28 protein-coding genes and 1 tRNA gene are annotated in these 25,897 nt (G+C 69.7%); 19 read left to right on the top strand and 10 right to left on the bottom strand.

Annotated elements, in window-relative coordinates:
* Positions 1–6: 6 nt before the first annotated feature.
* Together WFJ36_RS04110 and WFJ36_RS04115 are read left to right on the top strand one after the other, a co-directional pair.
* On the top strand, positions 7–495 hold the full coding sequence (locus WFJ36_RS04110; protein WP_336642702.1) for a MaoC family dehydratase: 489 nt from the start codon (positions 7–9) through the stop codon (positions 493–495).
* Positions 492–1,298, top strand: coding sequence for an HpcH/HpaI aldolase/citrate lyase family protein (locus tag WFJ36_RS04115; protein ID WP_336642703.1), 807 nt, complete (start codon positions 492–494; stop codon positions 1,296–1,298). Before WFJ36_RS04110 ends, WFJ36_RS04115 begins: the two co-directional genes overlap by 4 nt.
* A gap of 7 nt (positions 1,299–1,305) precedes the next feature.
* Here the strand turns inward: WFJ36_RS04115 and WFJ36_RS04120 are convergent, their stop codons facing one another.
* Both WFJ36_RS04120 and WFJ36_RS04125 read right to left on the bottom strand, forming a co-directional pair.
* Positions 1,306–1,893, bottom strand: a complete 588-nt coding sequence (locus WFJ36_RS04120) for a histidine phosphatase family protein (RefSeq protein ID WP_336642704.1) — start codon at positions 1,891–1,893, stop codon at positions 1,306–1,308.
* Positions 1,890–2,729: a Sir2 family NAD-dependent protein deacetylase gene (locus tag WFJ36_RS04125; RefSeq protein ID WP_336642705.1), complete on the bottom strand. Its 840-nt coding sequence runs from the start codon at positions 2,727–2,729 to the stop codon at positions 1,890–1,892. Before WFJ36_RS04125 ends, WFJ36_RS04120 begins: the two co-directional genes overlap by 4 nt.
* 65 nt (positions 2,730–2,794) lie before the next feature.
* Between WFJ36_RS04125 and WFJ36_RS04130 the strand changes: the two genes are divergently transcribed.
* Positions 2,795–3,601, top strand: a complete 807-nt coding sequence (locus WFJ36_RS04130; RefSeq protein WP_336642706.1) for a TrmH family RNA methyltransferase — start codon at positions 2,795–2,797, stop codon at positions 3,599–3,601.
* A 9-nt stretch (positions 3,602–3,610) separates the two neighbouring features.
* Here WFJ36_RS04130 and WFJ36_RS04135 read toward each other — a convergent pair whose 3' ends face one another.
* Positions 3,611–4,438: an SGNH/GDSL hydrolase family protein gene (locus WFJ36_RS04135; protein ID WP_025103427.1), complete on the bottom strand. Its 828-nt coding sequence runs from the start codon at positions 4,436–4,438 to the stop codon at positions 3,611–3,613.
* A 146-nt stretch (positions 4,439–4,584) separates the two neighbouring features.
* Here WFJ36_RS04135 and WFJ36_RS04140 point away from each other — a divergent pair, with 146 nt between their 5' ends.
* On the top strand, positions 4,585–6,327 hold the full coding sequence (locus WFJ36_RS04140) for a DEAD/DEAH box helicase (RefSeq protein WP_292789593.1): 1,743 nt from the start codon (positions 4,585–4,587) through the stop codon (positions 6,325–6,327).
* Positions 6,328–6,457: 130 nt separating this feature from the next.
* On the top strand, positions 6,458–7,555 hold the full coding sequence (locus WFJ36_RS04145; RefSeq protein ID WP_071328587.1) for a VIT1/CCC1 transporter family protein: 1,098 nt from the start codon (positions 6,458–6,460) through the stop codon (positions 7,553–7,555).
* A gap of 103 nt (positions 7,556–7,658) precedes the next feature.
* Here the strand turns inward: WFJ36_RS04145 and WFJ36_RS04150 are convergent.
* A tRNA-Leu gene (locus tag WFJ36_RS04150) sits at positions 7,659–7,741 on the bottom strand.
* A 113-nt stretch (positions 7,742–7,854) separates the two neighbouring features.
* Here WFJ36_RS04150 and WFJ36_RS04155 point away from each other — a divergent pair.
* Together WFJ36_RS04155 and WFJ36_RS04160 are read left to right on the top strand one after the other, a co-directional pair.
* Complete coding sequence (locus WFJ36_RS04155) at positions 7,855–9,150, top strand: M20/M25/M40 family metallo-hydrolase (protein ID WP_071328588.1); 1,296 nt, start codon at positions 7,855–7,857, stop codon at positions 9,148–9,150.
* Positions 9,151–9,197: 47 nt separating this feature from the next.
* Complete coding sequence (locus WFJ36_RS04160; RefSeq protein WP_071328589.1) at positions 9,198–10,028, top strand: undecaprenyl-diphosphate phosphatase; 831 nt, start codon at positions 9,198–9,200, stop codon at positions 10,026–10,028.
* Here WFJ36_RS04160 and WFJ36_RS04165 read toward each other — a convergent pair whose 3' ends face one another.
* On the bottom strand, positions 10,029–10,877 hold the full coding sequence (locus WFJ36_RS04165) for a PAC2 family protein (RefSeq protein ID WP_060922601.1): 849 nt from the start codon (positions 10,875–10,877) through the stop codon (positions 10,029–10,031).
* A gap of 88 nt (positions 10,878–10,965) precedes the next feature.
* Here WFJ36_RS04165 and WFJ36_RS04170 point away from each other — a divergent pair, with 88 nt between their 5' ends.
* From WFJ36_RS04170 to lnt, 9 genes are read left to right on the top strand one after another with little or no spacing between them, the layout of a single operon-like run.
* The gene (locus WFJ36_RS04170) at positions 10,966–11,649 is read left to right on the top strand and encodes an HAD family hydrolase (protein ID WP_396654753.1); all 684 of its coding nucleotides are present in this window, start codon (positions 10,966–10,968) and stop codon (positions 11,647–11,649) included.
* Positions 11,646–12,665 (top strand): tRNA (adenine-N1)-methyltransferase, encoded by a 1,020-nt coding sequence (locus WFJ36_RS04175; RefSeq protein ID WP_071328590.1) that lies wholly within the window; start codon positions 11,646–11,648, stop codon positions 12,663–12,665. The genes WFJ36_RS04170 and WFJ36_RS04175 overlap by 4 nt, the downstream gene beginning before the upstream one ends.
* A 10-nt stretch (positions 12,666–12,675) precedes the next feature.
* Positions 12,676–13,608, top strand: coding sequence for a hypothetical protein (locus WFJ36_RS04180; RefSeq protein WP_292789599.1), 933 nt, complete (start codon positions 12,676–12,678; stop codon positions 13,606–13,608).
* On the top strand, positions 13,608–14,600 hold the full coding sequence (locus tag WFJ36_RS04185) for a helix-turn-helix transcriptional regulator (protein ID WP_292789601.1): 993 nt from the start codon (positions 13,608–13,610) through the stop codon (positions 14,598–14,600). Before WFJ36_RS04180 ends, WFJ36_RS04185 begins: the two co-directional genes overlap by 1 nt.
* On the top strand, positions 14,597–15,580 hold the full coding sequence (locus tag WFJ36_RS04190) for a helix-turn-helix transcriptional regulator (RefSeq protein ID WP_336642707.1): 984 nt from the start codon (positions 14,597–14,599) through the stop codon (positions 15,578–15,580). Before WFJ36_RS04185 ends, WFJ36_RS04190 begins: the two co-directional genes overlap by 4 nt.
* Before the next feature lie 44 nt (positions 15,581–15,624).
* A complete protein-coding gene (gene tatA / locus WFJ36_RS04195) occupies positions 15,625–15,861 on the top strand; it encodes a twin-arginine translocase TatA/TatE family subunit (RefSeq protein ID WP_025103438.1) in 237 nt (78 codons plus the stop codon).
* Positions 15,862–15,918: 57 nt separating this feature from the next.
* Positions 15,919–16,677 (top strand): twin-arginine translocase subunit TatC, encoded by a 759-nt coding sequence (gene tatC, locus WFJ36_RS04200; RefSeq protein ID WP_025103439.1) that lies wholly within the window; start codon positions 15,919–15,921, stop codon positions 16,675–16,677.
* Positions 16,674–19,148, top strand: a complete 2,475-nt coding sequence (locus tag WFJ36_RS04205) for a DEAD/DEAH box helicase (RefSeq protein WP_336642708.1) — start codon at positions 16,674–16,676, stop codon at positions 19,146–19,148. The genes tatC and WFJ36_RS04205 overlap by 4 nt, the downstream gene beginning before the upstream one ends.
* Before the next feature lie 11 nt (positions 19,149–19,159).
* Entirely contained in the window at positions 19,160–20,683 is a 1,524-nt protein-coding gene (lnt, locus tag WFJ36_RS04210; RefSeq protein WP_292789609.1) for an apolipoprotein N-acyltransferase, read from the top strand.
* On the opposite strand, the gene WFJ36_RS04215 is transcribed toward lnt, so the two are convergent.
* The 4 genes from WFJ36_RS04215 to WFJ36_RS04230 all read right to left on the bottom strand — a co-directional run bounded on the left by WFJ36_RS04215 (position 20,680) and on the right by WFJ36_RS04230 (position 23,364).
* A complete protein-coding gene (locus WFJ36_RS04215; protein WP_060921636.1) occupies positions 20,680–21,063 on the bottom strand; it encodes an RNA polymerase-binding protein RbpA in 384 nt (127 codons plus the stop codon). The two genes, lnt and WFJ36_RS04215, sit on opposite strands and share 4 nt — an antisense overlap.
* 116 nt (positions 21,064–21,179) lie before the next feature.
* Positions 21,180–21,956, bottom strand: coding sequence for a glycerophosphodiester phosphodiesterase family protein (locus WFJ36_RS04220; RefSeq protein WP_336642709.1), 777 nt, complete (start codon positions 21,954–21,956; stop codon positions 21,180–21,182).
* The gene (locus tag WFJ36_RS04225) at positions 21,953–22,882 is read right to left on the bottom strand and encodes an SPFH domain-containing protein (RefSeq protein WP_071328597.1); all 930 of its coding nucleotides are present in this window, start codon (positions 22,880–22,882) and stop codon (positions 21,953–21,955) included. The genes WFJ36_RS04220 and WFJ36_RS04225 overlap by 4 nt, the downstream gene beginning before the upstream one ends.
* 8 nt (positions 22,883–22,890) lie before the next feature.
* Positions 22,891–23,364, bottom strand: coding sequence for an NfeD family protein (locus WFJ36_RS04230; protein ID WP_025103445.1), 474 nt, complete (start codon positions 23,362–23,364; stop codon positions 22,891–22,893).
* Between the two features lie 121 nt (positions 23,365–23,485).
* Between WFJ36_RS04230 and WFJ36_RS04235 the strand changes: the two genes are divergently transcribed.
* Positions 23,486–24,250: an SDR family oxidoreductase gene (locus WFJ36_RS04235; RefSeq protein WP_071328598.1), complete on the top strand. Its 765-nt coding sequence runs from the start codon at positions 23,486–23,488 to the stop codon at positions 24,248–24,250.
* 62 nt (positions 24,251–24,312) lie between these two features.
* On the opposite strand, the gene WFJ36_RS04240 is transcribed toward WFJ36_RS04235, so the two are convergent.
* Positions 24,313–24,900: an HdeD family acid-resistance protein gene (locus WFJ36_RS04240; RefSeq protein ID WP_025103447.1), complete on the bottom strand. Its 588-nt coding sequence runs from the start codon at positions 24,898–24,900 to the stop codon at positions 24,313–24,315.
* Positions 24,901–25,080: 180 nt separating this feature from the next.
* On the opposite strand from WFJ36_RS04240, the gene WFJ36_RS04245 reads away from it, so the two are divergent.
* Both WFJ36_RS04245 and WFJ36_RS04250 read left to right on the top strand, forming a co-directional pair.
* Positions 25,081–25,479, top strand: coding sequence for a helix-turn-helix transcriptional regulator (locus tag WFJ36_RS04245; RefSeq protein WP_071328767.1), 399 nt, complete (start codon positions 25,081–25,083; stop codon positions 25,477–25,479).
* A gap of 5 nt (positions 25,480–25,484) precedes the next feature.
* Positions 25,485–25,895, top strand: a complete 411-nt coding sequence (locus WFJ36_RS04250) for a VOC family protein (protein WP_336642710.1) — start codon at positions 25,485–25,487, stop codon at positions 25,893–25,895.
* Positions 25,896–25,897 lie beyond the last annotated feature (2 nt).

The raw sequence follows: 25,897 nt of genomic DNA on the forward strand, positions 1-25,897 counted from the left end.
GGAGGCATGACCATGCGCGAGATCGTGCAGCGCGGACTGTACTACGAGGAGTTCGAGACCGACGTCCGGTACGTGCACCGCCCCGGTCGCACGGCTTCGGAGGCGGATAACGTCCTCTTCACGACCCTGACGATGAACACCCAGGCGCTGCATCTGGACGCCGCGTTCGCGGATGCCCAGGCGCCCTTCCACGCGCGCCTCATGAACTCTATGTGGACGCTGTCGACGATGGTGGGCTCCTCGGTCGCCCAGCTCACGCAGGGAACGCTGGTGGCGCAGCTCGGCCTCGGCGACATCGCCTTCCCGCACCCGCTGTTCGCCGGGGACACGCTCACGACCGAGAGCGTCGTCGTCGACAAGCGGCTCTCGTCGTCCCGCCCCGGCCAGGGCATCGTGCAGATCGCGCACACCGGACGCAATCAGGACGGCACCGTGGTCGCGACCGCCGTCCGCACGGTGCTGGTGCGCTGCCGGCCGGAGGAGGACGCCGCATGACCTTCGACCTCGGCCCTGCCCTGCTGTTCTGCCCGGCCGACCGCCCGGAGCGCTTCGCGAAGGCCCAGGAACGGGCGGATGCCGTGATCCTCGATCTGGAGGACGCCGTGTTGCCGGAGGCGAAGAACGAGGCCCGCGAGAACATTGTCGCCGCGGACCTCGATCCCGCGCGCGTCATCGTACGGGTGAACGCCCCGGACTCCGCTGCCTTCGCAGACGATCTCGAGGCCCTGGCGCGGTCACCCTTCCGTACCGTGATGGTCGCGAAGACGGAGAGCGCGGAGAGCCTGGACGCCTTCGACACAGGCTTCACCCTGCTCGCGCTGTGCGAGACGGCGCGCGGGATCCATGCGGCGCCCGACATCGCCGCGCATCCGGCGGTCGCCGGACTGATGTGGGGCGCGGAGGATCTGGTGGCCTCCCTCGGCGGCACCTCGTCCCGGAACGCGGAGGGCGGCTACCGCGACATCGCGCGCTACGCCCGTTCCCGAGTGCTCCTGGAGGCCGGTGCGCACGGCAAGGCGGCGATCGACGCGGTGCACGTCGACATCGGCGACACCGCGGGGCTGGAGCGGGAGGCGGCGGATGCGGCGGCGTCCGGGTTCCGCGCGACGGCGTGCATCCATCCGAGTCAGGTCCCGGTGATCCGGTCGGCGTATGCGCCGGACGCCGAGACCGTGGTGTGGGCCCGCGAGGTGCTCGCGGCGGCGGCACAGGAGCGCGGTGTGTTCCGCTTCCAGGGACGGATGGTGGACGAGCCCGTTCTGCGGCATGCGCGCGCCGTGGTCTCCCGCGCCCGCTGAGGTCCGGTCAGAGGACGGGCGTCTCCTCCAGCAGCCGGAGGTAGCCGGGTGCCGCGACGAACCGGTGCGCGGAGCCGTTGCGCAGTACCTCGCCGTCCCGGGGGAGCGTGCCGCCGGAGACATGGTCGATGACGGCGCGGATGACGCCGCCGTGGGTCACGACGAGCACCGACTCCGCCTGCGGCGCCGACCTCCGCCGGGCGTCCCGCGCGATCCGGTGCAGCGCGGCGATGGAGCGCACGCCGACCTCGTGCAGCGACTCCGCGCCCGGGACCTCCGCGTGCCAGTCGCCGTAGGTGGAGATGTAGTCGGGGACGAGCATGCCCTCCCCGTCGCCGAACTCCCGCTCCCGGATGTCGGGGACCACGCCGGCGATCTCCAGACCCAGGCGCTCGGCGATGATGCCGGCGGTCTCGCTCGCCCGCACGAGCGGGCTCGTGTAGACGGCATGGTGCGTCGTGCCGGCGAGCTTCTCTGCCGCCCATCGGGCGTCCTCGCGGCCCGTCTCGTTCAACGGGATGTCGGTCGACCCTTGGATGCGACGGGCGAGGTTCCAGTCGGTCTGACCGTGGCGGATGAGAGTGAGATAGGTCACGAGAGCATCTCCTGGAGGGCGGGGAGCACGTCGCTGGTGCCGGCGGCGATGGTGACATCGGCCCAGGCGTCCGCGCGGGTCGGCTCGCGATTGACGATGATCAGAGGGATGCCGCGCCGACGCGCACGGTTCACGAGGCGCACGCCGGAGTTCACGACGAGAGAGGAGCCGGCCACGATGAGCGCCTCGCTGGAGCGCAGCAACGACTCCGCGGCACGGAAGCGGTCCTGCGGCACATACTCTCCGAAGAACACCACGTCCGGCTTGAGCATGCCGTCGCAGACGGTGCAGGTCGGGACGAGGAAGCCCTCGGTGCTCTCCGGGAGGACGTCGCCGTCCGGTGCCAGCGCCACGTTCTCGGGGACGGTGATCCAGGGATTGCGCTCCTCGATCTGCACGGCGATGTCGCGACGGTCGAAGACCTGGCCGCAGTGCAGGCAGAGCACGCGGCGCATGGTCCCGTGCACCTCGATGACGTGCGAGCTGCCCGCGCGGAGGTGCAGTCCGTCGACGTTCTGCGTGATGACGCCCGAGACCACGCCTCTGGACTCCATCTCCGCCAGGGCGTGGTGGCCGGGATTGGGCGCGGCCTGCGCGAACGCCCGCCAGCCGAGATGCCCGCCGACCCAGTAGCGGCGCCGCGCGGCCTCGTCTCCGAGGTAGGTCTGGATCGTCATGGGGTTGCTGCGCGTGCGCGCCCCCTCGCCCCGGTAGGCGGGGATGCCCGAGTCGGTCGAGATGCCGGCCCCGGTGAGGAGGGCGATCCGCTTGCCGCGCAGCAGGGTGGCGGCGTGGGAGAGCTCTGCCGACGGCTCAGCGGTGTTCGTCACGCTCACAGGACCTCCTCGATCGAGTCTACGGGGCGTGGGGTGGGCGAGAGCCGGGCTGGCAGAGTGGAGCGGTGGACCTCCAGCATGTGACCGACATCGACGACCCGCGGCTGGACGACTACCGCGGCCTCACCGACACCGCTCTCCGCGCCGTCCGCGAGCCCGCGGAGGGACTCTACATCGCCGAGACCGCCAAGGTGATCGAGCGCGCGCTGGCCGCCGGGCACGAACCCCGATCGGTGCTGGTCTCGGCCCGGCGCGTCGAGGAGGTGCGGCGCATCCTGGGGGAGCGTGCCGTTCCGGTGCTCGTGGTCCCGGACGAGGTCGCGGAACAGGTCACCGGCTATCAGGTCCACCGCGGGGCCCTCGCCGCCATGCGCCGTCCGGCACTGCCGTCGGTCGCCGATGTGGTGCGCGACGCACGGCTGGTGCTGGTGCTGGAGGACCTCGGCGATCACACCAACGTCGGCGCCGCCTTCCGCGCCGCCGCCGGCCTGGGGGCGGATGCAGTGCTCGTGTCGGCGCGCTGTGCCGATCCGCTCTATCGGCGCAGCGTGCGGGTGAGCATGGGGACCGTGTTCCAGGTGCCGTGGACCCGGATCGACGAGTGGTCGTCGGCGGTCTCGGATCTCCGTGAGCAGGGCTTCGACATCGCTGCCCTCGCGCTCAGCGATACAGCCGTGGATCTCCGGCTGTTTGCGGCACAGCGGCCCGCGAAGGTGGCGCTGCTCTTCGGAGCCGAAGGCGACGGTCTCACGCGGACCGCCCTCGACAGCGCGGACACCGTGGTCACCATTCCGATGGCCGGCGGCGTGGATTCGCTCAACGTGGCCTCGGCCGCCGCCGTGGCGCTGTGGGCACTCGCTCCTGCGGAGTGAGAGTGCGCGTCACTCCTTGCCGGGCAGGATGACCGGGGAGGGCTCAGGGCGCTTGGCAGCGATGTGGTCGCCGGAGGACTGGTGGCGCAGACGGCGGAGCACCCAGGGCACGAGGTGCTCGCGGGCCCAGCCGAGGTCTTCGCTGCGGGCGGCACGCCAGGTCCGCAGCGGCAGGGGCTCGGGCTGCATGGCCTCGAGGTCGTTCGGCACGTTGAGGGCGCGGAGCACCATCCGCGCGACCTCGTGGTGGCCGAGCGCGTTGTAGTGCAGACGATCGTCGTCGAAGAATCGCGCATCCTGCACGACCTTCAGTGCCCACTGGTCCGCGACGATGCAGTCGTGGCGCTCGGCGATCGCGCGGACGTTCTCGTTGTAGATCGCGACCTTGCCGCGGAAGGGACGGAACACGGGCGTGAACCCCGTGTCGATGCCGGTGAACACGACGACGGCCGCGCCGGTGGACGACAGGCGCGCCACCGCGTCCTCGAGCTGGGCGGCGATGGCGTCCGGGTCGGTGCCGGGGCGGATGACGTCGTTCCCGCCGGCGCAGATCGAGATGAGGTCGGGGCGCAGCGCGACCGCGGGCTCCACCTGGTCGGCGACGATCTGCGCGATGAGCTTTCCTCGGACGGCGAGGTTGGCATAGGCGAAGTCGTCGACCTGCTGGGCGAGCACCTCGGCGACGCGATCGGCCCAGCCGCGGTGGCCCCCGGGGGCCGCCGGGTCCGGGTCGCCGATGCCCTCGGTGAACGAGTCGCCGATCGCGACGAACCGCCGCCAGGGGTGCGGGGTCTCGTTCGCGACGTACGGGGTCCTGGTCGATTCCTGATCGCTCATCCGGCTCTCCTTCGCGAAGGCGTGCGCGCACGATGGTGACCGCCGCGCAGTGACCGAGCCTACCCGTGCCGGTGCTTTCGAGGGGGGACGCGCGCGGCGTCGCGGTGGATGCCCCGGTGTCGGTGGGAGCGATTATCGTGGAGTCGATGCTCTCTCCGTCCTTCCCTCAGCGCGCCCCGTGGGGAACGGCGAACAAGCTGCGGGCATGGCAGCAGGAGGCTCTGGAGGCATACTTCCAGGCCGACCAGCGTGACTTCCTCGTGGCCGCCACACCGGGCGCCGGCAAGACCACGTTCGCCCTCACCCTCGCGGTCGAGCTGATGCGCATGGGCGAGGTGAACAGGGTCATCGTCGTGGCCCCCACGGAGCACCTGAAGACCCAGTGGGCCGACGCCGCCGCCCGCGTCCACATCCGTCTCGACCCGCGCTTCCGCAACAGCGATTGGGCTCCGGCGCGGCACTATCACGGGGTCGTGGTGACGTATGCGCAGGTCGCCGCGAAGTCGTCGGTGCATCGCCACCTCACCGAGGACGCGAAGACCCTGGTGATCCTCGATGAGGTGCACCACGGCGGTGATGCCCTGAGCTGGGGCGACGCGATCCGCGATGCCTACGGACCGGCGAAGCGCCGACTGCTCCTCTCGGGCACGCCGTTCCGGAGCGACACGGCGCCGATCCCGTTCGTGGAGTACCTCCCGGACGAGACCGGAGCCCGGGTCTCCAGCACCGACTACGCCTACGGGTACGGCCGCGCTCTCGCGGACGGCGTTGTCCGTCCCGTGCTCTTCCACATGTACGCGGGGAAGATGCGCTGGCGGACGAGCGCCGGCGACGAGCTCGAGACCCATCTCGGGCAGGACAACACGAAGGACGTGACCTCGCAGGCTTGGCGCACGGCCCTCGACCCCGAGGGTGACTGGATGCCGGCCGTCCTCTCCGCCGCCGACCGCCGCCTCACCGAGATCCGGCACCACATCCCCGATGCCGGCGGGCTCGTGCTGGCCACGGATCAGACCGTCGCCAGGGCCTACGCCAAGATCCTGCACAGCATCACGCGCGAGCAGCCGACGATCGTGCTCTCCGATGACGCCACCGCGTCCGAGCGGATCGAGAAGTTCTCGGAGGGCACCGCCCGGTGGATGGTCGCGGTGCGCATGGTCTCGGAGGGCGTCGACGTGCCGCGGCTCGCGGTCGGCGTCTACGCGACCTCGTCGTCGACCCCGCTGTTCTTCGCCCAGGCCATCGGCCGCTTCGTGCGCGCCCGTCGTCGCGGAGAGGCGGCGAGCGTCTTCCTCCCGCACGTCCCCGTGCTGATGAAGCTCGCGAACGAGATGGAGAAGCAGCGCGACCACGCGCTCGACCGGCAGTCCAAGGACGATGACGGACTCGACGACTCCCTGCTGGAGAGCGCGAACCGCGAGGACGAGGCCTCCGACGCACTGACCCAGGAGTTCAGCTACCAGGCGATCTCCTCCGTCGCCCACTTCGACCGGATGGTGTTCGACGGCAAGGAGTTCGGTCAGCTCGCCGAGCCGAACACGCCCGAGGAGGAGGAGTTCATCGGCTTCCCCGGCCTGCTCGAACCCGAGCACGTGCACGAGCTCCTCATGCAGCGGCAGGCTCGCCAGTCCCGGCATCGCGAGGTCCGGGAGGCCCAGGCCGAGCCGACGCAGACCACGACGCTGCCCGCACCGCTGCACCGCACCCTGCGCGAGCAGCGCCAGCTCCTGAACAGCCTGGTGGGCCTCTACGCACGGCAGTCCGGCCAGCCGCACGGTGCCGTCCACGCCGAACTTCGTCGCATCTGCGGCGGCCCGGCGGTGGCGCAGGCGACCGTGACGCAGCTCCAGTCGCGCATCGAGGTGCTGCGCAAACGCGTCCGCTCCTGAGGGCGATCTCGGCGCCGCTTCGGATCCCCGAAATGCTGGCAATCCATGCCAGGACGCGGCCTGCGCGACACCCCGCGGATAGCGTGGAACGGTTGCCCGGACGCCGGGCACCGTGACACCTGGAGGTTCCATGACCGCCCCTGCCGCAGCCGATTCCACGGCCGCCGACCGTCGGCGCTGGGCTCGCTATCTCGTCGAGGAACGGGCGGAGGGCGCCGTCTATCAGCGACTGGCCGCCCGCCGATCGGGGGAGGAGCGGGCGATCCTGCTCGGACTCGCCGAGGCGGAGCGCCGGCACGAGAAGCACTGGCTCGATCTGCTGGGGGGCGAACCGACGCGCCTGCCGCGGGCGGGGGTCCGCTCCCGCCTCCTGGGGTGGATGGCCGGACGCTTCGGCTCGATCTTCGTCCTCGCCCTCGCCCAGAGCGCCGAGGCCCGCTCCCCGTATGACGCCGAGCGCTGGGCCACCCCGGCCATGCGCGCTGACGAGAAAGTCCACCACGAGGTCGTCCGCGGTCTCGCCGCGCGGGGCCGTCGTCGCCTCTCGGGCTCCTTCCGCGCGGCCGTCTTCGGTGCGAACGACGGCCTCGTCAGCAACCTGGCCCTGGTCCTCGGGATCGGCGCCACCGGCGTGAGCTCGGGCTTCGTGCTGTTCAGCGGCATCGCGGGTCTCCTCGCGGGCGCACTGTCGATGGGGGCGGGGGAGTTCGTGTCCGTGCGATCGCAGCGGGAGCTCCTCACCGCCACCGAGGCGAACGAGGACGCCGCGGCGGCCGCGGCCGACCTCGACATCGACGAGAACGAGCTCGCGCTCGTGTACCGCGCCCGAGGGATGGACCAGGGCGAATCCCTGGCCAGGGCCCGCCGTATCGTCCAGGCCGCCCAGGAGGGCGTCCGCCGGGCCGCCACGGGGCCGGTGGCCGTCCAGGGCGGGGACGCGCACGAGGTCGTCGGCAGCGACTGGACGGCGGCCATCTCCAGCTTCCTCCTCTTCGCCTCCGGCGCGATCATCCCCGTCCTGCCCTGGATCTTCGGCATGGAGGGCACCGCGGCGATCGTGCTCGCGCTCGTGCTCGTCGGCATCGCGCTGCTCAGCACCGGTGCGATGGTCGGCGTGCTCTCCGGAGGCCCGCCCCTGCGTCGCGCCCTGCGGCAGCTCGCCATCGGCTTCGGTGCGGCGGCGGTGACCTACGCGCTGGGTCTGCTCTTCGGCGTCGGCGCGGTGTGAAGGCGGTGCGGTCCCGCCTCGCGCGGGACCGCACCGGAGCACCGTGGCCGCAGCGGGAACGACGAAGGCCCCGGATCCGTGGATCCGGGGCCTTCGCTCTCTGTGCGCGGAGGGGGACTTGAACCCCCACGCCCTATCGGGCACTAGCACCTCAAGCTAGCGCGTCTACCATTCCGCCACCCGCGCAGGTGTTGGATTTGATCGTTGCCGACCGAAGAATGAGATTAGCACGTTCTCGGAGGCGTCTCGAACCGGGCGTGACGCCCGGGCGTGGCACGCGGTTTCGATAGCCTGAGTCCATGACCGATTCCTCCCTGCCGGAGGTCGCCCGCGTCGCGAGCGACCTCATCCGCTTCGACACCTCCAACTACGGCGGCGGCAACGCGAAGGGGGAGCGGGAGGCCGCCGAGTACGTCGGCGCGTACCTGCAGGAGCTGGGGCTCGAGGTCGAGTACTACGAGCCCATCCCGCGGCGGACGAACGTCATGGCCCGGGTCCCCGGCCGTGATCGCACCAAGCCTGCCCTCGTCGTGCACGGTCATCTGGACGTCGTCCCCGCGGTCGCCGAGGACTGGACGGTGGACCCGTTCGCCGGCACCGTGCAGGACGGCATGCTGTGGGGCCGTGGCGCGGTGGACATGAAGAACATGGACGCGATGATCCTCACCGCCGTGGCCGACATCCTGCGCGCGGGGGAGCAGCCGGAGCGCGACCTCGTCCTGGCGTTCTTCGCCGACGAGGAGAACGGCGGGGTCGAGGGCTCCGCGCTCGTCGTGAAGGACCGGCCGGAGTGGTTCGCCGGCGCGACGGCTGCGATCAGCGAGGTCGGCGGCTACTCGATATCGGTCGACGATCGTCGGGCGTACCTGCTGCAGGTGGGGGAGAAGGCCCTGATCTGGATCCGCCTCGTCGCCACCGGTCGGGCGGGACACGGCAGCCGTCTGCACGAGGACAACGCCGTCACGAAGCTCGCCGAGGCCGTCGCCGCCATCGGCCGCACCCGGTGGCCGGTCCGGCTCACGCCGACCACGGAGGCGCTGCTCGAGGGTTTGAGCGCGTTGAGCGGCCGGAGCGCAGACGACCCCGACGCCCTCGCCGCCGCGGCCGGTCCGGCCGAGGCCTTCCTGCGATCGACGTTCCGCACGACGACCAACCCGACGGCTCTCACCGCCGGCTACAAGCACAACGTCATCCCGGAGCGCGCCGAGGCGCTGATCGACGTCCGGGTGATCCCCGGGACCGAGGATGACGTCCTCTCCGAGCTCCAGCGCATCGTGGGCGACGACATCCGGATCGAGACCGTGGTGCGCGATATCGGCATGGAGACGCCGTTCGCAGGGGAGCTCGTCGACGCGATGGTAGCGGCGCTGGGGCGGCACGACCCCGGCGTACCGGTCATCCCGTACCTCCTGGGGGCCGGAACGGACAACAAGGCGCTGGCTACTCTCGGCATCACCGGTTACGGCTTCGCCCCGCTGCGTCTGCCCGCCGATCTCGACTTCACCGGGATGTTCCACGGAGTCGACGAGCGTGTGCCCGTAGACTCACTTGTCTTCGGTCAGCAGGTGCTGGCCGATCTGCTGCGCACGTACTGAGCGGTCTCCACGCGCTCCGTGCCGTCCCGAAAGACGAAGGCCTCTCCATGCACCTGCTCGAAGCACTGATCCTGGGAATCGTCCAGGGCCTCACCGAGTTCCTGCCGATCTCATCCAGCGCCCATCTGCGTGTCGTCGGGACGTTCCTGCCCTCCGGGGAGGACCCGGGTGCGGCGTTTACCGCCATCACGCAGATCGGCACCGAGGCCGCGGTCGTCGTGTTCTTCTGGCGGGACATCGTCCGCATCATCTCCCAGTGGTTCCGGTCCCTCTCCGGCAAGGTGCCGCGGAATGATCCGGACGCACGCATGGGCTGGCTCATCATCATCGGCAGCATCCCCATCGTGCTGCTCGGGCTCCTGTTCCAGGACCAGATCGAGACCGTCTTCCGCTCGCTCTGGATCGTGGCGATCATGCTCATCGTGTTCGGCATCCTCCTGGGAATCGCCGATCACGTCGGTGCCAAGCGCCGCAAGCTCGACGACCTGACCTACCCGCACGGCATCGCCTTCGGTCTCGCGCAGGCGCTCGCCCTCATCCCCGGTGTGTCGCGATCCGGTGGCACGATCACCATGGGTCTCTTCCTCGGCTATGAGCGCGCCGCCGCCGCCCGCTACGCCTTCCTGCTGGCGATCCCGGCCGTGTTCGGCAGCGGCTTCTACCAGCTGTTCAAGAGCTGGGGCGAGCCGTCCTTCTTCTCGCTCGGCGACACCGTGGCCGCGACGGGTGTCGCCTTCGTCGTCGCGCTGGGCGTGATCGCGTTCTTCATGAACTGGATCTCGAAGCGCAGCTTCCTGCCGTTCGTGATCTACCGGATCCTGCTCGGCGGCGTGCTGCTCGTGCTGCTCGCGATGGGCGTCATCCCGGCGTCCGCCTGATCAGCGCTTGCGGTCGCCGCGGCCGTCGTCGCGGCGACGCAGGTAGCGCTCGAACGCCTGGGCGATCGCGTCCCCGGACGCGTCGGGGGAGTCCCACGTGTCCCGCGTGCGCTCCAGCTGTCGGATGTACTCCGCCATATCCTCGTCCTCGGACGCGGCGGCATCGATCGACGCCTCCCAGGCCGCGGCTTCCGTGCGGAGGTGCCGGCGGTCCACGTCCACCCCTGTCAGCTCCTCGAGGCGGTCGAGGAGGGCCAGGGTGACCTTCGGCGAGGGGGCGGCAGAGGCGACGTAGTGCGGGACGCTCGCCCAGAGGCTCACGGAGGGGATGCCCGCGTTCTCGGCGAAGTGCTCGAGCACCGTGAGGATGCCGACCGGGCCCTCGTACACCGACCGCTCCAGCGCATGCGCCTCACGGACCTGCTCGTTCTGGCTCGACGCGAAGATCGAGATCGGGCGGGTGTGCGGGACATCGGAGAGCATCGCGCCGAGGGTCACGAACCCCGTGATGTCGTCGCGCAGCGCGACATCGATGAATTCGGACGCGAACGCCTGCCAGGTGCGAGCGGGCTCGGCGCCGGTGAGGAGCCAGAACTCGGGGCCGGGGCCCGGGTCTCGCGGGCGCCACAGCCCCGCCTCCGGCCAGGTCATCTGGCGACGGCCCTCGGCGTCGAGGCGCGTCGCAGGACGGGTGTACTGGTAGTCGAAGTAGAGTTCCGGATCGACCGAGTGCACGAGGTCGTAGCCGCCGGCCGCCTGCAAAGCGCCGACGGCTCCGGTGGCGGCCTCACCGGCATCGTTCCATCCGTCGAAGGCGGCGATGATGATGCGCGAACCGAGAACGTCCATGCCGTGCTCCCTTCGAGGTCGTGGTTCTGGTCCCCCCAGGCTAGCCCGCGTCGAGGGGATGTGGGCGGGCCCGGCTAGCATGGGTTCAGTGAGCAACAAGCCCCGCGCGGTCCTCTGGGACATGGATGGAACACTCGTCGACACCGAGCCGTACTGGATGGCGGCCGAGACCGCTCTGGTGGAGTCGTTCGGCGGCACCTGGTCCCATGAGGACGCCCTGCAGCTCGTGGGCAGCGGCCTGATCGACAGCGCGATCATCCTCCAGGGCGCGGGGGTCGACATGGCTCCCGAGACGATCGTCTCGCACCTCACGACCGCCGTGCAGGAGTCGCTGCGGACCCAGGGCGTCCCCTTCCGACCGGGCGCCCAGGAGCTTCTCCGCGACCTCCGCGCCGCCGGGATCCCGACCGGACTGGTGACGATGTCGCTGCGCCGGATGGCGCTCGACGTGGTCGGGCTGATCGAGTTCGAGGCGTTCGACATCGTCGTCGCCGGAGACGACGTCGACAACCCCAAGCCGCACCCCGAGCCGTACCTTCAGGCCGCGGCACTCCTCGATGTGGACATTGCCGACGTCGTGGTCATCGAGGACTCGCCGACCGGTCTTCGCGCTGGTCTCGCTTCCGGAGCCCTGACGATCGGCGTCCCGCACATCGTCCCGCTCGACGGCCTGGGCGCTCACGAGCTCTGGGCGACCCTCGACGGCCGGGGCGCGGCCGACCTCGTGGAGCTCTTCGGCTCCCGCGCCGCGATCACGGAGGCCACTCGATGACGACCCCTACCGCTCCGCGCCCCAGCGGCCCCTTCCGCGAGGGTGATCGTGTGCAGCTCACCGGCCCGAAGGGCCGCCTGCACACTGTCACGCTCCGCGAAGACGGCGAGCTGCACACCCACCATGGCGTCCTCCGCCACCGTGATCTCATCGGCCTTCCCGACGGCTCGGTCGTGGCCAACAGCTCGGGGCACGAGTACCTGGCGCTCCGACCGCTGCTGCGCGACTTCGCGATGTCGATGCCCCGCGGCGCCGCGATCGTCTACCCGAAGGACGCCGCGCAGATCGTCATGCAGGCCGACATCTTCCCGGGAGCCACCGTCGTCGAGGCGGGTGTCGGGTCAGGCGCCCTGTCCCTGTCGCTCCTGCGGGCCGTCGGCTCGACGGGACGTCTGCTCTCCTTCGAGCGCCGAGAGGACTTCGCCGAGGTGGCGCAGGCGAACGTCGAGACCTTCTTCGGGGAGCGGCCCGACTCGTGGCGCGTCGTCGTCGGAGACCTCGTCGCCGCGCTGCCCGCGGAAGTCGAGCCCGGCACCGTCGACCGGGTGGTGCTCGACATGCTCGCGCCGTGGGAGTGCATCGAGGCGGTCGCGGAGGCGCTGACCCCCGGCGGTGTCGTGCTCTGCTACATCGCCACCGCCACGCAGCTCTCCCGTGTCGCCGAGTTCATCCGCGGTACCGGGCTGTTCACCGACCCGGAGGCGTCGGAGACGATGGTGCGCGGCTGGCATGTCGAGGGACTGGCCGTCCGTCCGGATCACCGGATGGTCGCCCACACCGGCTTCCTCCTCACGGCTCGCCGGCTCGCCCCGGGCGCCGTGGCTCCGTCGGTGAAGCGTCGCGCTTCGAAGAGCAGCTACAGCGACGAGGATGTGGAGCTGTGGACACCGGGTGCGGTCGGCGATCGCGAGATCACCGACAAGAACCTCCGCAAGCGCGCCCGTGAAGCAGGGAAAGCCGCCGAAGGCGCGCGGTTGGCGGCGGCATCGCGCGAATCCGACCACCCGACGGAATAGACTGGAGCGCGTGCGTAAAACGTCCGCCGTTCTGGCCTCCCTCAGCCTCGCCGCGCTCGCCTTGACGGGATGCAGCGTGACCTCTTCGTCCGCCGATGCCACGTGCGATCGCGACGGACACGCCAACGGCATCGACAGTGCCGTCACGGTCAGCGGCGAGGTCGGCTCCGAGCCCGAGGTGGAGATCTTCGCACCGGTGCGTCTCACGGAGACGTCCTACGCCGACGCGGTCACGGGGGACGGGCGTGCGCTCGTGGATGACGCCCAGCCGCTCATCGCGCAGATCTCGATCTACAACGGCGCGACCGGCGAGCAGATCTTCCAGACGACGTACGACGAGGAGGACACCCGCCCGTCGACGATCGGCTCCTGGGCCACGCAGTCTCCTGGGCTCGCCGATGTCCTGGAGTGCGCGACGGGTGGCACGCGCATCGTGGCGGGTCTGACTCCGGAGGACTTCGGCGAGGCGAACCTCGGTGGCTTCGGCATGGGCGAGGACGACATCGCGGTGTTCGTGATCGATATCGTCGACGCCTTCCTCCCGAAGGCCGAAGGCACGCTGCAGTTCAATGACGCGCAGGGCATGCCGACCGTGGTGCGCGCCGACGACGGCACCCCGGGCATCATCATCCCCGACAGCGCCGCCCCGGAGGAACAGGTCGTCCAGACGCTGATCCGCGGAGACGGCGAGAAGCTGACCGACGAGCAGACGCCGCTCGTCCACTTCACCGCGGTGAGCTGGGACGACAAGTCCGTCCTGCAGAGCACGTGGGGACAGTCCGCCACCGACAGCATCCGCCAGATCGCCGCCCCGGTGGCAGACGCGCTGGTGGGCAAGCCGGTCGGCTCCCAGGTCCTCGTCGTCCTGCCGAAGACCGAGAGCTCCGCCGCGATGGCCGTCGTGGTCGACATCCTCGGCGTGTCCCCGGTCTCCGCACCCTGATGGCTGCCCGGATCCCTGCCGAAGAGCGCCTGACGAACCTCGTCGTGGCGCTGATGGCGACGGAGATCGGGCTCACCAAGCAGCAGATCCTCGACAACGTCTCCGGCTATCGCCAGCGCGCCGATGCAGGGACGCGCTCGGATGCTCTGGAGAAGATGTTCGAGCGGGACAAGGACGAGCTGCGCGCTCTCGGCGTCCCGATCGAGACGATCGGTGACGCCGCCGACCCGAACGACCTGCGGGAGGCCCGATACCGCATTCCGCAAGCGGAATACGACCTGCCGGGAGACATCGAGTTCTCTCCTGCGGAGCTGGCCGTGCTCCGCCTCGCCGGTAGCGTCTGGAGTGCGGAGTCCGTCTCGGGAGACGCGCAGTCGGGCGTCCGGAAGATCCGCGCCCTGGGCATCGACGGCGATGAGCCGATCATCGGCTTCGCGCCGCGGATCACCGCACGCGACGCTGCTTTCGCGCCTTTGCAGGACGCGATCGAACGCCGCAGGGTGGTCTCCTTCGACTATCTGAAGCCGGGAGAGGACGCGCCCCGGCGCCGGCGTATCCGTCCGCTCGCGTTGGTGGACTATGAAGCGCGCTGGCATGTCTACGGCGTAGACGTCGACATCGAGGAGGACCGGACGTTCCTGCTCAGCCGCATCGTCGGCGACGTCGTCGTGAGTGCGACCACGTTCGACGCGGCGTTGCGGGAGGGCGCGGGGGAGCGGGCCTTGAGCGGCCTCGAGCGTGTCGCTGCCGAGAACTCAGCGCTGCTGGAGGTCACCCCTGGTACCGAAGCGGCACTGCGCCTGGGCCGGCGTGCGACACCCGCCGCCCAGGGCATCCATGTGCCCTTCGTCGATCTGCACATCCTGGCGGACGAGCTGGCTTCCTATGGACCCGAGGTCCGCGTGGTCGAGCCCGCACCGCTCAGGGACGCGGTGATCAGCCGTCTGCGCGCGGTGGTCGAGGCCCACACCGATACGGAGGTGTCGGCATGAGCGCCGCTCCCAAGCCTCTTCTCGCCGCAGAACGCGTCCGCCTCTACCTCACCCTCGTCCCGTATCTGCTCGAGCACGGACAGGTCTCGCTCGCGGAGGCCGCCGAGGAGTTCGGGGTGAGCCCGCGGGAGATGCGGGCGATGGTCGAGAAGCTGACCGTCATCGGCCTTCCCGGCGAGGCGGGCTACTGGCAGCAGCCGCAGGAGATGTTCGACATCAACTGGGACCTCCTCGACCTCGAGGACGTCATCGAGATCACGAACGACGTGGCCCTGCGTCGGGTGCCGCGTTTCACGGCGCGTGAGGCCGCGGCCCTGCTCGCGGGCCTGCAGATGGTCGCCGCCGTGCCCGCCGTATCCGACTCCGGGCTCGTGGCCGGACTCATCTCCAAGCTCTCGCGGGGGGCCGCTGACGCCCCGGCCGACGTCGTCGTCGCCCCGACCGCGGTGGACGAGGTGCGCGAGGTCGTCTCCCGCGGCCTGCAGACGGGCGTGGCCGTCTCGTTCACCTACCAGGCTCCCGACGCGGCCCCGATGACCCGCACCGTGGATCCCGTGCAGATCCTCATCACGAACGGACAGTGGTACCTGCAGGGCTGGTGCCACATGCGCGAGGCGATGCGCACGTTCCATCTCGATCGTGTCAGCGCGCCGACCCTGACCGACATCCCCAGCACGCACGGCGGCGACCGGGTGCCGGAGGCGTTCGCCGGGCTGGAGGAGGAGCGCGAGGTCACCGTCCGCGTCCCGGAGCGCCTCGCTCCGCTGCTCAGCGGTTTCGTGCCCACGGAGACGCTCCGCATCGGCGACGGGATGGTGACGACGCAGCTCCACCTCGCGGACCCCCGTGGCATCAAACGGCTCGCGGCCCGTTTCGGCGGTGCGATGGAGGTCACGGATCCGGGGATCGCGCGGACCGCAACCCGGGAGTGGGCTGCCGCCGGACTCGCGCTCTACCACCGGCCAGATGCCGAGGTTTGATCTGTAGACTGGGCGGAAAGCCCCCCTACGACGGGATTGTCGATATGTTCGCTGGAATGCAAGGCTGGCACCTGCTCATCGTGCTGGCCGTTATCCTCCTCCTCTTCGGCGCTGCCAAGCTGCCGGCTCTCGCGAAGAGCATGGGCCAGTCGGCCCGCGTCTTCAAGGGTGAGATGAAGGCCATGAAGGAAGAAGACGCGGTTCGTGCCGAGTCGGCTCCCGCGGAGCCGACGACGGTGAAGGACTCGGGCACCGACCCTGAGACTCCGCCTCGCGCCTGACCGGCCGTGGCAGCCATCGAACCGACCGTGATGCCGACGGCGGATCGGGATCGGCGGATGTCGCTGGGCGCACATCTCGTCGAACTGCGCAAGCGCCTCATGTACGCGGCGATCGCTCTGGTCGTCGGCATGGTCGTGGCGTTCATCATCGCGGACCCGGTCATCCATTTCATCACCGGTCCGATCCGTATCATCTCGGAACAGCGCGGTGATGACTTCAGCGCCTTGAACTTCGCGACAGTGACGTCCGCGTTCGACATGCGTATGCGCATCGCCTTCACGATCGGCCTGTTCCTCTCCGCACCTGTCTGGCTGTGGCAGATCTGGGCCTTCATCATGCCCGGCCTCACCCGCAAGGAGATCCGTTACACCGTCGGCTTCGTCGTCGCCGCAGTGCCGCTGTTCTTCGCAGGCTGCTATCTCGGGGTGCAGATCATGCCGCACGTCATCGAGCTCATGTGGAGCTTCACCCCGGAGGGCGGCACCAACTTCTACTCCGCCCAGGAGTACTACGACTTCGTGTTCAAGCTGATGATCGTCATCGGCATCTCGTTCGTCCTTCCCGTCTTCCTCGTGGCGCTCAACCTCGCCGGGGTGATGTCGGGTCGCGCGATCCTCAAGGGGTGGCGGGTGGCGATCCTCATCGCGACGATCTTCGCCGCGCTGGCGACCCCGGCCGCGGACGTGGTGAGCATGCTCATGCTGGCCGGCATCCTCATCGTCCTCTTCTTCGCAGCGGCAGGACTGTCGCTCCTCTTCGACCGACGCAAGCGCAAGCGGGACACCGCCGCTGGACTCGTCCCGGACGCCACATGAGTTCGCCGTCCGAGCGATATGCGCAGGCGCAGGAGAGTGCGGCGCATCCGGAGACGGCAGCTTTCGCGGCGCGCCAGCGCTTCCAGCTCGACCCGTTCCAGCTCGCCGGATGCCACGCGCTGGAGAACGGTCGCAGCGTACTCGTGGCGGCCCCCACCGGCGCCGGGAAGACCATCGTGGGGGAGTTCGCCATCCACCTGGCGATGCAGACCGCGACGGACAAAGCCTTCTACACCACGCCGATGAAGGCGCTCTCCAACCAGAAGTTCCGCGAACTCGTCGATGTCTACGGTGCGGACGACGTCGGTCTGCTGACGGGCGACACCAACATCAACGGCAACGCCCGCATCGTGGTCATGACCACCGAGGTCCTGCGGAACATGATCTATGCCGACTCCGCGGCGCTGCGCGACCTGCGCTACGTCGTGATGGACGAGGTGCACTATCTGGCCGACCGCTTCCGGGGAGCCGTGTGGGAAGAGGTCATCATCCACCTCCCGCCCCGTGTGCGCCTGGTGTCGCTGAGCGCGACGGTGTCGAACGCCGAGGAGTTCGGCGACTGGCTCGACACGGTTCGCGGTGACACCGAGGTCATCGTCTCCGAGATCCGTCCGGTGCCGTTGGAGCAGCACGTGCTCGTGCGTGACGACCTGCTGCCGCTCTTCGACGACCGTGCCGGCATCGCCACGGCCCAGGTGAATCAAGAGCTCATGCGGATCCGGTCGTTCACCGGTTCCACCTACGAGAGCAACCGCCAGGCCCAGTCCTACCGAAGCAACCGGCACGCCGGGCGCCAGGCCCCTCGTCCGCCTCGGGGCGGACGCCGCCCCGTGCGCGCCGCGAACGCGCGCCGGATCGAGCGCATGGACCGTCCCGATGTGGTCGAGCTCCTGGCGCGATCGAACCTTCTTCCCGCCATCTTCTTCATCTTCAGCCGCGTGGGCTGCGACGCGGCGGTGCAGCAGGTGCGGCGCTCCGGTCTCCGTCTGACCTCGTCGGAGGAGCGGGCCGAGATCCGGGCCATCGTCGAGGAGCGCACCCGCACACTCCAGGACGAAGACCTCGGGGTGCTCGGCTACTGGGACTGGCTGGACAACCTCGAACGGGGCGTGGCCGCCCATCATGCCGGCCTCCTGCCCGCCTTCAAGGAGGTCGTCGAAGACCTCTTCCAGAGGAAGCTGCTCAAGGTCGTCTTCGCGACCGAGACGCTGGCCCTCGGCATCAACATGCCGGCGCGGACGGTGGTCCTCGAGAAGATGGAGAAGTTCAACGGCGAGGCTCGAGTCGCGATCACCTCCGGTGAGTACACACAGCTCACGGGCCGCGCTGGGCGCCGCGGCATCGACGTCGAGGGGCACGCGGTCGTGCAGTGGAGCGAGGGCATGGACCCGCTGGCCGTCGCCGCCCTCGCGTCGCGGCGGACCTATCCGCTCAACTCCAGCTTCCGGCCGACGTACAACATGGCCGTCAACCTGATCGATCTCTTCGGGCAGACCAGAGCCCGGCAGATCCTGGAGTCGTCGTTCGCCCAGTTCCAGGCGGACCGCGCGGTGGTCGGACTCGCCCGACAGGTGCGGGAGGCCGAGGAGTCGCTGACCGGCTATCAGTCGGCGATGGCGTGCGAGCACGGCGACTTCCCGGAGTACGCCGCCATCCGCCGCGAGCTGAGCGACCTCGAGAAGAAGAACCGGCAGGACACCCAGGCCCCGCACGCTGCTCGGGACAAGCGGATGAAACGGATCCAGACGCTCCGGACGCGGATGCAGCGCCACCCCTGTCACCGGTGCCCCGACCGCGAGAAGCACGCCCGGTGGGCCGAGCGCTACTGGAAGCTCAAGCGCCAGACCGATCGCACGCGCCGTCAGATCGAGACCAGGACCGGCACGGTGGCCCGCGTCTTCGACCGTGTCGTCGAGGTGCTGGAGACGCTGGACTACGTCCGTCGCGGCGAGGATGGGATGCACCTGACCGATGCCGGGCGCACGATGCGGCGGATCTACGGTGAGCGCGACCTGCTCGTGGCCGAATCGCTGCGTCAGGGCCTCTGGAAGGGGCTGGATGCGCCGTCGCTGGCCGCGATGGCATGCTGCCTCGTGTACGAGCCGCGCCGCGACGAAGCGAATGCAGGGGAGCGGGGCCTCCCGAGGGGCGCCTTCCGAGCGGCCTACGAGAAGACGACCGCGCTGTGGGCTGAGCTCGACGACCTGGAGCAGGACCACCAGTTGCCGGGAAGCGAGCCCCTGGCGGCCGGGCTCGCGGGTGCGATGCACGCCTGGGCGCGCGGCGGGATGCTCGATCGTGTCCTGATCGATGCCGACATGGCGGCCGGCGACTTCGTGCGGTGGGCGAAGCAGACCATCGACCTCCTGGATCAGCTGTCCATCGTCGCGGAGGACGCCGCGCTGGCACGCACTGCCCGGGCTGCCCTCGACGGTGTGCGCCGTGGCATCGTCGCCTACTCCTCGATGTGAGATCCACCCGCATGACCGAAACCTCCGTCCGTCGACGCGCCCTCCTGCCCCTGTGGGCCGCCGTTCCCGTGGCCGCACTGGCTGCGCTGCTCATGGACCTCGCGTTTCCCGAGGCCGCGGTCTGGATCCTGGCCTTCCCGGCCACGGGGCTTCTGCTTCTCGCGCTGATCGGCCGACGGGCCGGCGGAGCACTGCTCGTGGGGCTGGTCTACGGCATCGTGTTCTTCGCTGTGCTCGTGTCCTGGACCTCGCGGTACCTCGGGCCACTGCCGTGGGCCGCCCTGAGCGTCGTCGAGGGCGTCCTCACGGCCGTCGCGCTGATCCCCCTGACCCTCGCGTACCGCTGGCTGCCCCGCGCCTGGCCGGGCACCGCAGGGCGTCTGCTGACCCTCCCGGCCGTGATCGCTGCGCTCTGGGTCGGGCGGGAGCTGTTCCTCGGCTGGTGGCCGTACGGCGGCTTCCCCTGGGCCCGCCTCGGGATGAGCCAGGCCGAGAGCCCCCTCGCCGCGCTGTCCTCCTGGGTCGGCGTGAGCGGGCTGAGCTTCCTGATGGTGTTCCTCGTCGCGATGGTGATCGAGATCGTGCGCCTGGAACTGTGGCGGCGACCGGTCGCCCTGCTCGCGCCTGCTGCCCTCGTCCTGGTCCTCTTCTTCACGCCGCTCTTCCCGACGACGCCGTCCGGATCGATGCGGATCGCCGCGGTGCAGGGGAACGGGCCGACCGGCTACTTCGACGAGCGCGAGCCCTTCGCCGTGATCCAGGCACAGACCGAGGCGACCGAACCGCTGTACGGCGAGGACGTCGATCTGCTCGTGTGGCCGGAAGGCGGCCTCGACACGGATCCCTTCGCGAACTCCGCCATCGCACGACGGATGACTCTGGTGTCGAACCGCATCGATGCGCCGCTGCTCGCCAACGCCGCCACCGGCCGCGGGAACCTCTACTACAACACCTCGATGCTCTGGCTGCCGGACGGCACAGCGCCGCAGAAGCACGACAAGCGTCATCCCGTGCCCTTCGGCGAGTATGTGCCGGATCGCGCGTTCTTCAACGCTCTCGCGCCCGATCTCATCGGACTGATCCAGCGCGAGTACACCCCGGGGGCGAACCCGCCGATCGTCGAGGTCGACGATGTGCGGGTCGGCCTGGCAATCTGCTTCGACGTCATCTACGACGACGTCATCACCGAGGGCCTTTACGGCGGCGCCGAGGTACTGGTCTTCCAGACGAACAACGCCGACTTCCGCGGCACCGATGAGAATCTCCAGCAGCTCGCGTTCGCGCGGATGCGCGCGATCGAGACGGGCCGGAGCGTCGTCAACATCTCCACGGTCGGCACGAGCCAGGTCATCCTCCCGGACGGGCGGACGGTCACGAGCCTGGACGCGGATGAGGCCGGAGCGATGCTCGAGGATGTCGAGCTCCGCTCCGGCCTCACGGCGGGAATCGTCCTGGGCCCCTGGCTGCAGCAGGTGCTGCTGTGGGGCGGGCTGGGCGCACTCGGTCTCGGGTGGTGGCGCGCCCGTCGGCGCTAGGCGCCGATCTTCTCGCGGGTGGGGTCCTCCCCGGCACCGCGCCGGGCTCGGATGTAGGCGAGACGCTCCTCGAGAAGCTCCTCCAGCTCCGCACGGGTGCGACGCTCCATGAGCATGTCCCAGTGCGTGCGAGCGGCCTTCTCGTCGGTGGCCTCGAGGGTGACGGCCTCGCCGTCGACCTTCAGGCGGGCTTCCGCACCGCAGGAACGGCACTCCCAGGTCTGAGGCGGTTCGGCATCGGCAGCGAACATGAGCGTGGTGTCGTGTCCGCAGGTGTCACAGGTGTAGGTGGTCTCACGGCGCTCCATGAAAACGACGCCCTCTTCGCTCTGTAGGCTCTGGGCGCCGAGTCGGATGCCGCGCAGGCTGCGATCTGCCATTGTGTGGTCCTCTCGTCGCTGTCAGGTATAACGTTCGAGCCTGTGCGCTTCATCCACGTCGGGACGTTCTCCGCGGTATTCACAGGGGAATCCCAGCGCCGGAGGATAATGGGGGCTCAGGGCTTCCGGATCGTGGCGACGGCGAGGTCGGCGCGATCGGTCACGATGCCGTCCACGCCGGCGTCCACGAGGCGGCGCATGTCGTCCGCGTCGTTCACGGTCCAGACGTGGACCTCGGTGCCGGCCCGGTGGGCGGCGCGGAGGAGCGCCGGCGTCAGCACTCGGATCGCCCCATGACGCTCGGGGATCTGCAGGGCGTCGATCTCCCGGAGCGCTCTGGCGGGGGAGAGGCGCACGGCGGAGAGCGCACGCACCGCCGCGATCGTCCGACTCCCGCCGGAGGTGGCGGGACGGAGCCCGGTGCCGGTCTGCCGTACGGCCTCCAGCGTCGCCCGCCGGTTGGCATCCGAGAAGCTGGTGACGAGGACACGATGGGTGTGCGCCGCGAGGATGGGGCCCAGCGGCGCCGCGGCGGCCAGTGTCTTCACGTCGATGTTGAACCGGGTCTCCGGGAAGGCGGAGAGCGCCTCGGCCACCGTGAGCAGACCGCCGTGCTCGGCGAACAGGGCGCTCAGCTCCCGCGCCCTGACCTCGTGCACAGCGCGCGGATCGTGAACCAGACGGCGCAGGTCGTGATCGTGGAAGAGCACGACGTCGCCGTCCGCGGTGACCTGGCAGTCCGTCTCGATGTACTCGGCCCCGGCGGCATGGGCGGCGGCGAAGGCGGCCGCGGTGTTCTCCCAGACGCCGGACTCCCGCCCCTCGGCGGTCACGAGACCCCGATGGGCCAGGATGCGGGGCTGCTCGGCCTTGACGAAGTACGGGTGGGTCACGCGCCCGCGGGGGGAGTGGTCGACCCGGGTCCGACCTTCGGGGTGAAGGCGGTGCCGATGCCCTTGAGCGCCTCGGTCAGCTCGCTCGGGATGATCCAGAGCTTGCTGGACGGGCTCTCGCTGATCTTCGGGAGCATCTGCAGATACTGGTACGCGAGGAGCTTGTCGTCCGGCGCGCCCTGGTGGATCGCGGAGAAGACGCTCTGGATCGCCTCCGCCTCACCCTGGGCGCGGAGGACGGCGGCCTGCTTGTCCCCCTCGGCGCGGAGGATCTCCGCCTGACGGAGGCCTTCCGCTTCGAGGATCGCGGACTGCTTCGTGCCCTCGGCGGTCAGGATCGCGGCACGGCGGTCCCGCTCGGCGCGCATCTGCTTCTCCATGGAGTCCTGGATGGACACGGGCGGGTCGATCGCCTTGAGCTCGACGCGGCCCACGCGGATGCCCCATTTGCCGGTCGCCTCGTCCAGGACGACGCGGAGCTGCCCGTTGATGTTGTCACGGCTCGTCAGCGCCTCTTCGAGGTTCAGACCGCCCACGACGTTACGGAGAGTCGTCGTGGTGAGCTGTTCCACGGCGCCGAGGTAGTTCGCGATCTCGTAGGTGGCTGCGCGCGCGTCGGTGACCTGGAAGTAGACGACGGTGTCGATGGAGACGACCAGGTTGTCCTCGGTGATCACGGGCTGCGGCGGGAACGACACCACCTGCTCGCGCATGTCGATCAGCGGCCGCAGGCGGTCGATGAACGGCACGAGGATGTTGAGCCCGGGGGAGAGTGTCTTGTGATAGCGGCCGAGCCGCTCGACCACTCCCGCGGTCGCCTGCGGGATGATGCGGATAGCCCGCGCGATCGTGACGATCACGAAGATGATGACCGCGATCACCAGGATCCAGATGATCACGGTCGGGATGATCGATGCGTCGTCCACGCGTGCTCCTAGTCGTTGAGGGGTCGGACGATGGCGGTCGCGCCGTTGATCGCGCTGACGGCGACAGGCGCCCCCGCGGGGATCGCCATCGGGGTGGTCGTTCGGGCGGTCCAGGTGTCGCCGTTCGCGAGCTTCGCCTGACCGGAGATCTGCGTGATCTCGCTGAGCGCGATGCCCCGCAGGTCGACGAGCGCCTCCACGTTCGAGCGTGTGGGGTCGGCGCCGCGGTGCAGGCGCCGCAGGAGCGGCGGCCGCAGGAAGAGGATGAAGAGGGCGGATGCCAGGGCGGCGATGAGGATCTGGATCCAGACCGGGAGCCCGACGAAGTCGGTGACGAGTCCGATCACACTGCCGAAGCTCAGCATCAGGAAGGTGAAGTCGAGGGAGAGCATCTCGATGACGAGGAAGACCGCGATGAGGACCAGCCATCCGATCCATGCCCAGTGGTCGATGAACGTGACGAACGTCGAGAAGTTGTCCATGCGGCCTCCTTTGCCGTCAACGTACCACGCGCGGCGGCAGCCGACCGGCCGCCGCTGCGCCCCTTGGTAATCTGTGAGAGCCGTGCGCTCACGGCGTTCCACGCACCATGAGGAGTCACCCGTGACCGACGTTCTTCCCGCAGGATCCCTCGACGGCAAGGTGGCCCTCGTCACCGGCTCATCGCGGGGGATCGGCGCCGACACCGTGCGATACCTCGCCGAGGCCGGCGCCGACGTCGTCATCAACTACCGGAACAAGGCCCCGCGCGCGGAGAAGCTCGCGGCGCAGCTGCGCGAGCTCGGCCGCCGGGCGCTCGTCGTCGGCGCGGACCTCACCGACCCCGCGTCCGTGGCCGAGATGTTCGACGCCGTCCGCGCCGAGTACGGACGCCTCGACGTTCTCGTCCTGAACGCCTCGGGCGGCATGGAGTCGGGGATGGCCGAGGACTACGCCCTGAAGCTCAACCGCGACGCGCAGCTCAACGTCCTCGACGCCGCGACGCCGCTGCTGTCGGATGGCGCACGCGTCGTGTTCGTCACCAGCCACCAGGCGCACTTCATCCGCACGACGCCGACGATGCCGGAGTACGAGCCCGTCGCGCTGTCGAAGCGGGCCGGTGAGGACGCGCTGCGGGAGCTCATCCCCGGTCTCGCGGAGAAGGGGATCGGCTTCACGGTCGTCTCCGGCGACATGATCGAGGGCACGATCACCGCGACGCTGCTCGAGCGCGCGAACCCCGGTGCCATCGCCGAGCGCCGCGAGTCCGCCGGGCGCCTCTACAACGTGTCCGAGTTCGCCGCCGAGGTTGCCAAGGCCGCGATCGACCCCATCCCCGCGGACAACACCCGCCTCGTCGGCGACGTGAGCGCGTTCGCCGCGGAATAGCCGTCAGACGCGAGACGCCCCGGACCCGCTGCTGCAGGTCCGGGGCGTCTCGCGTGTGCGGATCAGACGGCGGCAGCACCCGTGGTGAAGGCCTTCTCGTCCTTGCCGAGCGTGATCGCGCGGATGATCTGCACGATGCCGAGCACGACGAGCGAGATGCCCAGGAGCAGCCAGAGCGCGAATCCGGCGATGACCGGCGAGAAGAGGACGATGATTCCGGCGATGATGCTGAGGATCGCGTAGATCAGCGTCCAGACCCGCGATCCGTCGCTGCCGAGCAGCGAGAGTGCCACGACACCATCGACGATCCAGCTCACGCCGATGAAGATCACGACGACCAGCGCCAGGGTGGCGGCGGCGACGTTCAGGTTGAAGAACGCGATGACGCCGGCGACGATGTAGAGCAGGCCGAGCACGATGTGTCCGACGCGCGACCAACCGCCCTTCGCGCGGGAGAAGATGCCGAGGCCGATGTACACGACTCCCGCGACGATCAGGTAGGACGCGAAGATCGCCGTCACGATGACGGCGGACTTCACCGGCCAGACCAGCAGCGCGATGCCCGCGAGCAGCGCGAGAACGCCGGAGACCGCGAGAGCGACGCGGATGGATTTGAAGAACGACTTCGTTTCAGCGAGTGCTTCAGACATGGCGGTGAACCCCTTCTGAGAAAATCCTGTGAGGATGCCCCCAGGGTAGCGCCGGATCTCCGACAGGCGGGGGAGGAGGGCCTCCGCGCGTCGCGGATGGTCATTCCGCGTCTTCCGGGGTCATGGCAGGATCGTCACGTGACACCGGTGGATGAGGCTCGCCTGCGGGAGCTGGTCGTGATGCGGAAGGTCCGCGACCGCATCGACCGCGAGTACGCGAAGCCCTTGGACGTCGAGGCTCTGGCGCGGGGCGTGCACCTGTCGGCCGGCCATCTCAGCCGGCGGTTTCGCGAGACGTACGGCGAATCCCCGTACTCGTATCTGATGACCCGCCGCATCGAACGCGCCATGGCACTGCTGCGTCGCGGCGACCTCACCGTCACCGAGGTGTGCTTCGCCGTGGGCTGCTCCTCGCTGGGAACCTTCAGCACCCGGTTCTCGGAACTGGTGGGTGTCTCACCCCGCGTGTACCGTGAACGCGCCGCCGACGTCGAGGGCATCCCGTCGTTCCAGGCCAAGCAGGTCACCCGACCGATCAGGAATCGAGAAGCGCCGCGCCCCGAGGCGCACCTAACGTGAGCATCATGAAGATCCGCATCCATTACGCCTTCCTCCCGCACACCGACGCCGAGGCAGCCCTCGGCTTCTATCGCGACGCCCTCGGCTTCGAGGTGCGCAACGACGCCGGGTACGACGGCCTGCGCTGGCTCACGGTCGGCCCGGCCGGCCAGCCCGAGACCTCGATCGTGCTCCATCCGCCGGCCACCGACCCCGGCATCACCGACGCGGAGCGGCAGACCATCCTGGAGCTCATCGCGAAGGGCAGCTACGGCGCGCTGACTCTGGCGAGCGACGACCTGGACGCCCTGTTCGACCGGCTGGTCGCTGTCGGCGCCGATGTCGTCCAGGAGCCGATGGACCAGCCCTACGGCGTCCGCGACTGCGCCTTCCGCGATCCCGCCGGCAACCTGCTCCGTATCAATCAGGCCGCCTGACG

The organism is Microbacterium sp. MMO-113 (assembly GCF_037148555.1).
In the GTDB taxonomy this organism is placed as follows: domain Bacteria; phylum Actinomycetota; class Actinomycetes; order Actinomycetales; family Microbacteriaceae; genus Microbacterium.

Excerpts from the sequence above, each read along its gene's own strand:
- lnt (WP_292789609.1), top strand. The coding sequence starts at position 19,160 with ATGACCGAAACCTCCGTCCGTCGACGCGCCCTCCTGCCCCTGTGGGCC.
- WFJ36_RS04240 (WP_025103447.1), bottom strand. The coding sequence starts at position 24,900 with ATGTCTGAAGCACTCGCTGAAACGAAGTCGTTCTTCAAATCCATCCGC.
- WFJ36_RS04135 (WP_025103427.1), bottom strand. The coding sequence starts at position 4,438 with ATGAGCGATCAGGAATCGACCAGGACCCCGTACGTCGCGAACGAGACC.
- WFJ36_RS04115 (WP_336642703.1), top strand. The coding sequence starts at position 492 with ATGACCTTCGACCTCGGCCCTGCCCTGCTGTTCTGCCCGGCCGACCGC.
- WFJ36_RS04250 (WP_336642710.1), top strand. The coding sequence starts at position 25,485 with ATGAAGATCCGCATCCATTACGCCTTCCTCCCGCACACCGACGCCGAG.
- WFJ36_RS04215 (WP_060921636.1), bottom strand. The coding sequence starts at position 21,063 with ATGGCAGATCGCAGCCTGCGCGGCATCCGACTCGGCGCCCAGAGCCTA.
- WFJ36_RS04145 (WP_071328587.1), top strand. The coding sequence starts at position 6,458 with ATGACCGCCCCTGCCGCAGCCGATTCCACGGCCGCCGACCGTCGGCGC.
- WFJ36_RS04245 (WP_071328767.1), top strand. The coding sequence starts at position 25,081 with ATGCGGAAGGTCCGCGACCGCATCGACCGCGAGTACGCGAAGCCCTTG.
- WFJ36_RS04190 (WP_336642707.1), top strand. The coding sequence starts at position 14,597 with ATGAGCGCCGCTCCCAAGCCTCTTCTCGCCGCAGAACGCGTCCGCCTC.
- WFJ36_RS04165 (WP_060922601.1), bottom strand. The coding sequence starts at position 10,877 with ATGGACGTTCTCGGTTCGCGCATCATCATCGCCGCCTTCGACGGATGG.
- WFJ36_RS04175 (WP_071328590.1), top strand. The coding sequence starts at position 11,646 with ATGACGACCCCTACCGCTCCGCGCCCCAGCGGCCCCTTCCGCGAGGGT.
- WFJ36_RS04230 (WP_025103445.1), bottom strand. The coding sequence starts at position 23,364 with ATGGACAACTTCTCGACGTTCGTCACGTTCATCGACCACTGGGCATGG.
- WFJ36_RS04155 (WP_071328588.1), top strand. The coding sequence starts at position 7,855 with ATGACCGATTCCTCCCTGCCGGAGGTCGCCCGCGTCGCGAGCGACCTC.
- tatA (WP_025103438.1), top strand. The coding sequence starts at position 15,625 with ATGTTCGCTGGAATGCAAGGCTGGCACCTGCTCATCGTGCTGGCCGTT.
- WFJ36_RS04205 (WP_336642708.1), top strand. The coding sequence starts at position 16,674 with ATGAGTTCGCCGTCCGAGCGATATGCGCAGGCGCAGGAGAGTGCGGCG.
- tatC (WP_025103439.1), top strand. The coding sequence starts at position 15,919 with ATGTCGCTGGGCGCACATCTCGTCGAACTGCGCAAGCGCCTCATGTAC.
- WFJ36_RS04160 (WP_071328589.1), top strand. The coding sequence starts at position 9,198 with ATGCACCTGCTCGAAGCACTGATCCTGGGAATCGTCCAGGGCCTCACC.
- WFJ36_RS04140 (WP_292789593.1), top strand. The coding sequence starts at position 4,585 with ATGCTCTCTCCGTCCTTCCCTCAGCGCGCCCCGTGGGGAACGGCGAAC.
- WFJ36_RS04110 (WP_336642702.1), top strand. The coding sequence starts at position 7 with ATGACCATGCGCGAGATCGTGCAGCGCGGACTGTACTACGAGGAGTTC.
- WFJ36_RS04185 (WP_292789601.1), top strand. The coding sequence starts at position 13,608 with ATGGCTGCCCGGATCCCTGCCGAAGAGCGCCTGACGAACCTCGTCGTG.